Annotated in this window: 8 protein-coding genes; 2 read left to right on the forward strand and 6 right to left on the reverse strand. The window is 44.0% G+C overall.

Annotated features, from left to right (window positions below; translation table 11 throughout):
* Positions 1-23: 23 nt before the first annotated feature.
* The gene (locus FCL46_RS12185) at positions 24-1,271 is read right to left on the reverse strand and encodes a TFIIB-type zinc ribbon-containing protein (RefSeq protein ID WP_136808400.1); all 1,248 of its coding nucleotides are present in this window, start codon (positions 1,269-1,271) and stop codon (positions 24-26) included.
* A gap of 3 nt (positions 1,272-1,274) precedes the next feature.
* Positions 1,275-2,420 carry an SPFH domain-containing protein gene (locus FCL46_RS12190; protein WP_136808401.1) on the reverse strand — a complete coding sequence of 382 codons (1,146 nt, stop codon included), beginning with the start codon at positions 2,418-2,420 and terminating at the stop codon, positions 1,275-1,277.
* Positions 2,421-2,566: 146 nt separating this feature from the next.
* Between FCL46_RS12190 and FCL46_RS12195 the strand changes: the two genes are divergently transcribed.
* The gene (locus FCL46_RS12195) at positions 2,567-2,920 is read left to right on the forward strand and encodes a hypothetical protein (protein WP_136808402.1); all 354 of its coding nucleotides are present in this window, start codon (positions 2,567-2,569) and stop codon (positions 2,918-2,920) included.
* Between the two features lie 199 nt (positions 2,921-3,119).
* On the opposite strand, the gene FCL46_RS12200 is transcribed toward FCL46_RS12195, so the two are convergent.
* The 4 genes from FCL46_RS12200 to FCL46_RS12215 form a co-directional block, all read right to left on the reverse strand.
* Entirely contained in the window at positions 3,120-3,608 is a 489-nt protein-coding gene (locus FCL46_RS12200; RefSeq protein ID WP_136808403.1) for an FmdB family zinc ribbon protein, read from the reverse strand.
* 51 nt (positions 3,609-3,659) lie between these two features.
* Positions 3,660-4,739, reverse strand: coding sequence for a 3-dehydroquinate synthase (gene aroB, locus FCL46_RS12205; protein ID WP_136808404.1), 1,080 nt, complete (start codon positions 4,737-4,739; stop codon positions 3,660-3,662).
* 179 nt (positions 4,740-4,918) lie between these two features.
* Positions 4,919-6,196 carry a sulfate adenylyltransferase gene (sat, locus tag FCL46_RS12210; RefSeq protein WP_136808405.1) on the reverse strand — a complete coding sequence of 426 codons (1,278 nt, stop codon included), beginning with the start codon at positions 6,194-6,196 and terminating at the stop codon, positions 4,919-4,921.
* Positions 6,197-6,364: 168 nt separating this feature from the next.
* Positions 6,365-8,851: a heavy metal translocating P-type ATPase gene (locus tag FCL46_RS12215; RefSeq protein ID WP_136808406.1), complete on the reverse strand. Its 2,487-nt coding sequence runs from the start codon at positions 8,849-8,851 to the stop codon at positions 6,365-6,367.
* A 104-nt stretch (positions 8,852-8,955) separates the two neighbouring features.
* Between FCL46_RS12215 and FCL46_RS12220 the strand changes: the two genes are divergently transcribed.
* Positions 8,956-9,150 (forward strand): heavy-metal-associated domain-containing protein, encoded by a 195-nt coding sequence (locus FCL46_RS12220; RefSeq protein ID WP_136808407.1) that lies wholly within the window; start codon positions 8,956-8,958, stop codon positions 9,148-9,150.
* Positions 9,151-9,238: the final 88 nt, after the last annotated feature.

Genomic DNA, 9,238 nt, shown 5'->3' on the forward strand with positions numbered 1-9,238 from the left:
CAAAGAATGCGATATCTTCACGACTACAAGCTTCGACCAAACCTCAGCGCGGCAGCAGGTATACTCATTCCAGTATGATGTTCAATCAAGTCATGACCGGCATTCCTAAACGGCAAATAGATCAACTTCGTGGTTTCCACATTAAAGGTCATCGACTCCATAACCCCTCTTACCAGCCTGTAACTCAGGGCTGAAGCAGCCAACACGGATTTCAATGACTGAACCGCTTCTTTATGTTCAAGGGTCACAGGATAAATATTCGTTAATCGCTGCGTAATCGTATTCTCAAAAGCGGATTGAAGAATAGTGAGGTTTTTTGCGGTGTTCAGGTAGATAGTCGGATTAACCTTAAATGCTGGAACGATAAAAGACAACTTTTTCCTGTAATGATATTCCTGAGCAACTACGGGCTGATTAGTGAGCTTTAAAAAGTCAGCAAGACTTTCAAGCCTGCAACCGTCAACTTCAGGTTCCAGGCACCAAAATGGAATATACTTCGCTTTTTCATATAAAGCTGGCATAACCCTGTATTCAACGGCCTTGAATCTGCCGCCGTCTTCATACCACTGAGTTTCACAGTTTTCACAATTCATTACAAGGGTACCTGCACTCCCGTTCATCGAATCGCCACACTTAGGACATATTGTGGATAAAAACCGGGGTTCCCACTCCGAACTAAATGCTATTACATTCGAAATGAGTTGTTTGGCAGCCGCAGATGAACCTATTTCATAATTATTAACTCCATCAAAAAGACTGCCATTGTGAGTATATACTGGAAAATATATGCGGGAAATCGTTTCTCCGATAAACGCTCTGTGAGTGATTGTGTTTGTTCTATCCGTATTAAATAGAGAAGTTAGCCTGGCAGCTTCAGCAAATATCTTTTGGGCTTTCACATTCTGCCTGATGTACTGACCCGGCAATTGCCTGGTCACAGGAAGAAGCCTCATAGCCTGAGGCCGAAGACCAAGCGAGACAGGAAATTGATCAATATTTGCACCTATACGTGTGGTATCGATAAGTTTATGCCGAAGATGTTCACCCTGACAGTAGTAAATACATCCCTTAAATCTGAGATAAGGTACATAGAATATATCACTGTTGGAGATATGTGGCGGGATCTTTGCTGGAAGGCTGTAACGTGAGATACTATGTTGAATCTTGTAATTTTCGACATCACAAAACTCGCACCTGATGAGTCTGTCATCCTCACTAAGTGAAACTACAGCACCACACGTAGGGCACGGTTGTTCAATTGTCAATTCCATTGATTACTTGATCAGACGCTCGCCGCATTGATTACAAAACATTGACTGCGGAAGATTCTCAGCCTTGCAGTTACTACAAAAGGTTACCCTTACTTTAGCTTCCACTTTCAAACCACATCGTGAACAGAATTTAGCGTTTGGAGATAAATTCTTTCCACAACTTTGACATTGACTCAAAACGACCTGCTGATGACCACATAGCGGGCAGAACCTCGCATCAGCCGAAATCTTGTGCGAACAATCAGGACATGCAACCATCGACACGTTTTCAGTGTTGGATGCTGAATTCACTTTTTTTTCTTCAGAAAAGGCCTTCGCAAACATTCCCGGAAGCATCAATCCCATGCCCATTCCCATTCCAGCACCCGCTTCTCCTTGAGCTGATGCCGCTTTTTCCATAGCCATTGCAGCTTTCATCTGCATGAATTTGTCCATATCCTTAATGGTATTCATACGGCTTTGATCATCTATTGCTTTTTGAACTTCATCAGGAGGAGTAATGGAGGTAATATAGAGATGACTTAATCTAAGACCAAAATGGGAAAAATCCTTTACCAGTCTACCAAGCAACTCGTCAGATAATTCGTCGAATTTTCCTGGAAGATTTAAAATAGAATCGAGCTTTTCTCCGAGGTAATCGTTTAACCTGGACACGATTACACGCTTGAGGTATGTCTCAACATCGTCAGTGGTGAACTTCCCCATTGTGCCGACAAGTGTATTTATAAACAGCACTGGCTGAACGACCTGTATATTGAAAATGCCGTGAGCACGCAACCGTATCAAACCAAGCTCAGAATCCCTGAACGCAACAGGGTTTCTAGTACCCCATTTAAGGTTAGTGAAAGATTTCAGGTTCACCATGTACATTTCTGCACGTAAAGGGCTGTCACCCCGCCAGGGGATTGAGAGTATTTTTGTGAGTATAGGAAGATTCAGTGTTTTTAAAGTATGCCTGCCGGGCCCAAAAGCATCGCATGCCTTTCCCTCATAAAACATTACCGCAGCCTGGCTTTCACGAACTGTAAGTTGAGCACCGAATTTTATTTCTCCAGATCCACTCTCAGGAAGTCGGTGTACAAGTTCCTTTCCGCTCTCATCAAACCATTCTATATTTTCAAGGAAAACACCACCACCGAACCTGTTCATACCCACTCCTTTTACACGCATTATAATGATTGTAGCCACTGAGGAAACAATAGTATTACCAACAGTTTTTCAAGCTTTGCAGATACAATAAAACTCATTATAGTATACCCAAGTAATAAATAAACAGTAATGCTACAGGAGATTGTATGAGTTTTAAAGATGAATGGAACCTGGAGAGTGCACTCAAGATACTCCAACATCCTACGGTTGATTCTAAACTGTGGGCTGAAGCTGTTGAATGGCTACTGAAATACGGGCCGTCTTCTATACAAAAAATACTGCTTGATGCTTCTAATACCGCCACTAAAATTCAGTTCCCTGAGCTTAAGCCCTCACACTACACATCTGACGGTCAACCTATCTATGATACTGAGAAGCTTGCTGAAACACTTGGAATATCTGAAGATGAAGTAAAAGAAATTATAGCTAAAAAGGGAATGGAGGAAGAGCCGTTTGATGCCTTTGGTGACTTTGATGACAGTTCGAAAACCATCCACTAAAATCCTGAAACATGTATCCAATTGATGATCGACTCACTCTCCAGGAGGCTGTCCGAGAATGGCCTTTCCGCGCATATCTTCGTTAAGCTCCAAAAATCATCCTCGGAATATTAACTATCCAATTGATGGTCGCCCCACTCTCCAGTGTAACGACCATCAACCAATTAGAAGTACAGGCAAGGCTCTTTTTAAAAACCAACTATAGCTTATAGAGCTTTTCATCCCTGACAGGTTCAGAACTGACCGACTTCACCTTTTTGCTTAATGCATTCAGGCTTAGATCATCCTGATCCAGTAAGTCTCCCATCTCCTGCTCAACCTGATCTGGATCTTCTCCAGCTTCCATTCTGCTGATTGCTTCTTCCATCGCATCGCCTAAATTCAATCCGGCTTTTGCGGTGAATTTTCTCATTAATGAAGCCATCTGCCTGGGATCATCTTCATTGACTTTATCAGCATCCCGCATGAGAGATTCGAAGGCCCTTTCCATTGCAGCCTCGTCCAGACCTGCCATATCATCAGCACTATCTTTGCCACCAGATCGAATTGTTGCAAACCGGGATATCTGTCTAGGCAGATTCTTCTCACTACACTTTGGACAATCCGGCGAAGTTGTAGTGTCAATTCGAGAGGAAAAAAAATTAAAGATTATATTACACTGCTTACAATAGAACTCGTAAATCGGCATATCTGCTTTTGTAGTAGTAAAAGTTATTCGGTTAGGTGCTATTCGTTTGTTTTACTTCTGTTCCAGCACGGTATCAACCATTTCGCTGGTAACCTGGTCGGTAATGTATGTGGAGCCAATAGCGTCTGGCAAAATATAAAACACGTTACCCGCCACAGCCTTTTTATCGGTTTTCAGATACCGTTTAATCAGAGAACGATCGAGGTGACGGGGTACATTGACTGGCATACCGTAAGCAGAAATCAGCGAATAAATACGCTCTTCTTCTTTTTCAGTAAGGCTCTTTTTAATCAAACTCAATCTGGAAGCAGCTACCATCCCGATTGCTACAGCGAGCCCGTGAATAAGTTCGTAACGAGAAGCCCCCTCTACGGCATGACCAATAGTGTGACCATAATTGAGAATTTTACGTAAGCCCCCTTCCCGCTCATCGGCTGCAACAACTTCAGCTTTAATCTCGCAGCATCGTGATATCATCTTCACAATAATATCTGAATCGAGTGCCAATATCTTTCGACGATATTCTTCTAAAAATGTAAAGAAATCTGCATCCCGAATAACTCCATACTTGATAACTTCGGCAAGCCCGCCAAGCAACTCTTCTTTCGGTAAAGTGTTTAGCACCAGTGTATCGATATAAACCGCTTCAGGTTGATAAAAAGCGCCTACAAGGTTTTTCCCCTCGGCGAGATCTACTCCGGTCTTACCGCCTACGGAACTGTCTACCTGGGCAAGGAGAGTAGTTGGAACCTGAACAAACGGTATACCACGCATATAAGCAGAAGCAAGAAACCCGGCAAGATCTCCCGTAACACCACCACCAAGAGCAATTATTGCATCATGACGGTCATAGCCTGCTTGAGCAAGTCTGCTGGCAAGCGCCTCTACAGTAAAAAGATTTTTACTCTTTTCGCCAGCTGGAAAAGGAAACAACTTAGCTTTAATCCCGGCATTGGAAAGTATTTCAAGAAGTTTATCGCCATAGAGCTTGGTAACATTCAAATCAGAAATTATTGCATATCTGTTACCAATTTTTCTCCGATTTAAATCATCCCCAATGCGGCTCAAACAACCGGGTTCAATATAAATAGGATAACTGCGGTCTCCAAGTCCTACTTGCAACTCTGCCATACCTTCTCTCTTTTACAGTGTTTGATTTAAACTGGTATACGATGTGTTCAGTCAACCTGAAGTGCGTATTTTAAAAGCTTCAAATGAATGAGTAGAAGTTTACCTTTTTTAAGCTCAAAAAAAAAGGAGATACCGCCCATGCGGGCAGTATCTCCTTAAAGACTCAAGAAAAGTCTTGATTACATAGCGTCGCCAGAAGCTGCGCCCTGCATCTTAACTTCTACTTTCTCGGTCAGACCTTCGTAGTATGCACGAAGGTGAACAATAACTTCGTCACGACCAAAGTGGTCAACGATCTCAGCGCCGTCAGAAAGAGCTTTACGGAGTTTGGTTCCGGAAAGGATAACGCGAGAATCTTTGTCGTGGTTACAGGTACGAAGAGAAGCCATACCGTCACACTTGTGGCAGTAGAAGGTCCAGTCGATCTTCATTGGCTTACAAAGGAGATCTTTAGCAGCATCGCCAGTGGTAGGAATGCGATCAAAGATGTCCTGAGCTTCGAACAGACCGTAGAAATCACCAACGCCAGCGTGATCACGACCGATAAGCATGTTGTTAACGCCGTAGTTCTGACGGAAGGTAGCATGAAGGAGACCTTCACGAGGACCAGCGTAACGCATATCAAGTGGGTAACCAGCAGAGATTACGTTCTCTTTTACGAAGTAGTTCTCGATAAGGATATCGATAGCTTTAACACGAACCGGTGCAGGAATGTCACCTGGCTTGAGGTTACCGATAAGAGAGTGAATCAGAACGCCGTCACATACTTCAACTGCGATCTTGCAAAGGTACTCGTGAGAGCGATGCATTGGGTTACGAAGCTGAAGAGAAGCAACGTTTGCCCAGCCACGCTCTTCGAACATTGCACGGGTCTCAGCAGGAGTAAGGTAAACACCTGGGTACTCTACTGGGTACTCGCCCTGAGAGAGAACTTTAACAGGACCAGCAAGGTTAACGTCTTTCTGAGCCATAACCATGATAACACCAGGATGATCTTCAGGTGCGATCTCCCAGAATTTACCATCTACAGACTCTTCGCCTTCGCCCATGAATACTTTCTCGCATTCCCATTTCTTGTCAGCTTCGGTCATTTCGAACTTCTCAGAAACTGTCATGGTTGCGAAAACTTCGCCTTTACGAACGAGTGCGATCTCAGAACCTTCAGCGATATCTGCAGCATCAGCAGCAGTAACGTCAAGGGTAATGGGCACAGGCCAGAAGGTTCCGTCTGCCATCTGGAAGTTCTCACAAACGCCTTTCCAGTCAGCTTTGGTCATGAAACCGGTAAGCGGAGAAAAACCACCGATACCCATCATGATAAGGTCGCCTTTAGCGCGATCTGAAATTTCAATCTGCTTGAGGCCAGCTGCTTTTGCTTTCTCTGCTTCGAGCTCTGCACCTTCAAGAAGTGCACATACGAGGCCTTTTCCACCGTGAGGTGCTACTAATTTAGACATAGTGATCCTCTTTCTTTAAAAGTTTAATATGAAAAAAAATAACGCTGCTCAATAATAACTGGGCAACAGTCACTGAACTGTGATTCATTATTAAGCGCTTATTTATAATTTGGTCAGCGGAAATGTCAAGCGAAAAGCGTGAGGCATTTAATGAACCAAAACACAAAATTAAGGTATGGCAAAGAACCGGAGTCTAAGCGCATTTGTGACAACAGTCACCGAGCTCATAGCCATAGCAGCCCCAGCCAGCATAGGGTTCAATGTCGGCCCCCCAAATATATATAACAAACCGGCAGCCACAGGTATACCTGTAACATTAAACGCAAAAGCCCAGAAAAGATTCTGACGGATATTACGCATTACTGCTTTTGAAAGCATCAGCGCACCGTATATTCCATCAAGGTTTCCTTTCATAAGAACGATATCACCAGACTCGATTGCTATATCAATTCCTGTCCCCATGGCAATACCAACATCGGCTTGCGCCAGGGCCGGAGCATCATTAATTCCATCCCCAACCATAGCTACCTTAAGCCCCTGTTTCTGCAGTTCTATTACGGTATCGGCTTTCTGGTCCGGCAATACTTCTGCGACAACATCATCAATTCCGGCTTCATCAGCAATTGCACGTGCTGTCAGTTTCTGGTCACCTGTAAGCATTACAAGCCTCAGACCCGCCTTGTGTAATCGTTTTACAGCATCACGACTCTCCGGCTTCAACTTGTCGGCAATTGCCAGCAAGGCTACCACAGCGCCATCTACGACCATAAAAAGGACTGTCTTACCAGATCGCGACAGTTGTGCGAAACTTTCCTCAAGATCACCAACTTCAATGTTACGATCTTCAATCAGGTCTCTATTACCTATAGAAACCTCTTTCCCCAGCACGTGTGCCACAATCCCTCTGCCGGAAACAGTTGTGAAAGACGTTGGCTGCACAAGTTTCTCCCCTGCGTCTTCGGCACTTTTCACTATTGCTTCTGCCAGTGGGTGCTCCGACGATAGCTCTGCTGAACCTGCAAGCTGCAAAAGAGTTTTTTTATTACCGTCGCCAATAACGACAATATCCGTCAATTCCGGTTTTCCACGGGTTAATGTCCCCGTTTTATCAAAAACCACGACATCTATTTTTTCAGACATTTCCAGTGCAGCACCATTTTTCACCAAAATTCCCAATTGCGCTCCACGCCCGGTTCCGACCATAAGTGATGTCGGTGTTGCAAGCCCCATAGCGCAGGGACAGGCAATAACAAGAACAGCAATAAAAAATCGCAGGGCCATTGTAAACTCAACATTTCCTACAAAATACCAGGCAAGCCCTGTAACTATTGCAAACACCATCACAGCCGGAACAAAATAGAGACTTATTCGATCTGCCATTCCAGCTATCGGGGCTTTAGAGCCCTGGGCGTCCTGCACCATTTTGACAATTCGTGAAAGGACTGTGTCTTCACCCGTCTGCCGACACTGAAGATGCAGCACACCGTTTTTATTCAATGTACCGCCATACACCTTGTCCTGACTTTTTTTGGCCACAGGCATGCTCTCACCTGTCAACATTGACTCATCGACATTGCTTTCGCCAGATACAATAACCCCGTCGACCGGAATTCTGTCTCCCGGTTTTACTAAAAGAACATCATTGATCTCTATTTCCTCTGCAGAGATTTCTATTTGTTCATCGTCTTGTAGCAGTATCGCTGTTTCAGGTTTTAATTCTATCAGCTTTCCTATTGCATCTGATGTGTGGGATTTGGAACGAGTCTCCATATATTTCCCAAGAGAAACCAATGCGATCAAGATACCTGCCGATTCAAAATAGAGATCCATTGCTTTTGCCATTGGATCAATACCCAAAGCTATTTCCAGCAAATTCCAACACGAATAAATCAGTGCAGCACCTGTGCCGACCGCAATCAACGAATCCATATTCGGAACCCTACGTAGTAAGGCAGGGATACCGATCAGGTAAAAATTTCTGCCCAACCAGACAATAGGCGCAACTAAAAGAAGTTGAACAAGAGCAAAACTCAGCGGCTTATGATGTGGCGAAATAACTGACGGAAGAGGCAGCCCAATCATTTCTCCCATAGATATATAGAGCAATGGAAATGCCAGTAACAACATCGCAATCAGCTTATGCTTCATTGTTGCAAGTTGCTTTTTAGTCTCCTCCTTTTTCTCTTCAAACTCCCTGACCTTATCACCTCTGATCTTAGCGGTGAAACCCAACCCTTCTATCGCTTTACGGATCGAACGTATTCCACATACTTCTTTGTTGGCTACGATAGTTGCGGTCTCAGTTGCCAGATTAACGCTCGCTGTTTCTACCCCTGGCAGATTGCCTACGACCTTTTCGACACGTGTCGAACAGGCCGCGCAGTGCATGCCACCTATAGTCAATTCATATTCAGCCTGCGCCTCTACCGGCAAAGGACCAAGCTCAAAGCCGAGCCCCTTAACCTTTTCCTGAATAGCGGTGAACGGTATAACTTTTTCGTCCCATTTAAGAGAAAGAATTTCTGAAGCAAGATTTACAGACGCTTCGCTCACTCCCTCAATACCACTTACAACATTCTCAATTCTGCTGGAGCATGCAGCGCAATGCATACCTTTTACGGTAACCTTTGAACTCTGAACAACTGAATCGGACATACTCACCTCGCGCCTTTGTAACTATTACCTTGATTTCTAAAACTTCGAAGTTTACTTTAATTTCTAGTAGGCTGAAACTGTAATTCAATCCCATGAGGTAAACAATGGCAACTGTAAAAATCAAAGGCATGAGCTGTCAGCATTGTGTCGGATCGACCAAAGACGCTCTTGAAAAGATTTCAGGAATAGAAAATGTATCTGTCGATCTCGACAAAGGCGAAGCGACTTATGAGGGAGAAGTGAGTACAGATACGGTAAAACAGGCTATTACTGCAATCGGATTTGAGGTGGTGGAGTAATTTCCCCTTGCTTGTAGCTTGTTTAGTTTGGTGCTGTAATAAAACAAAAAAGCCGCCCGGATTACTCTCAATCCAGGCGGCTTTTTTA

Origin of the sequence: Desulfosediminicola flagellatus, assembly GCF_005116655.2 — a bacterium.
GTDB lineage: Bacteria > Desulfobacterota > Desulfobulbia > Desulfobulbales > Desulfocapsaceae > Desulfopila > Desulfopila flagellata.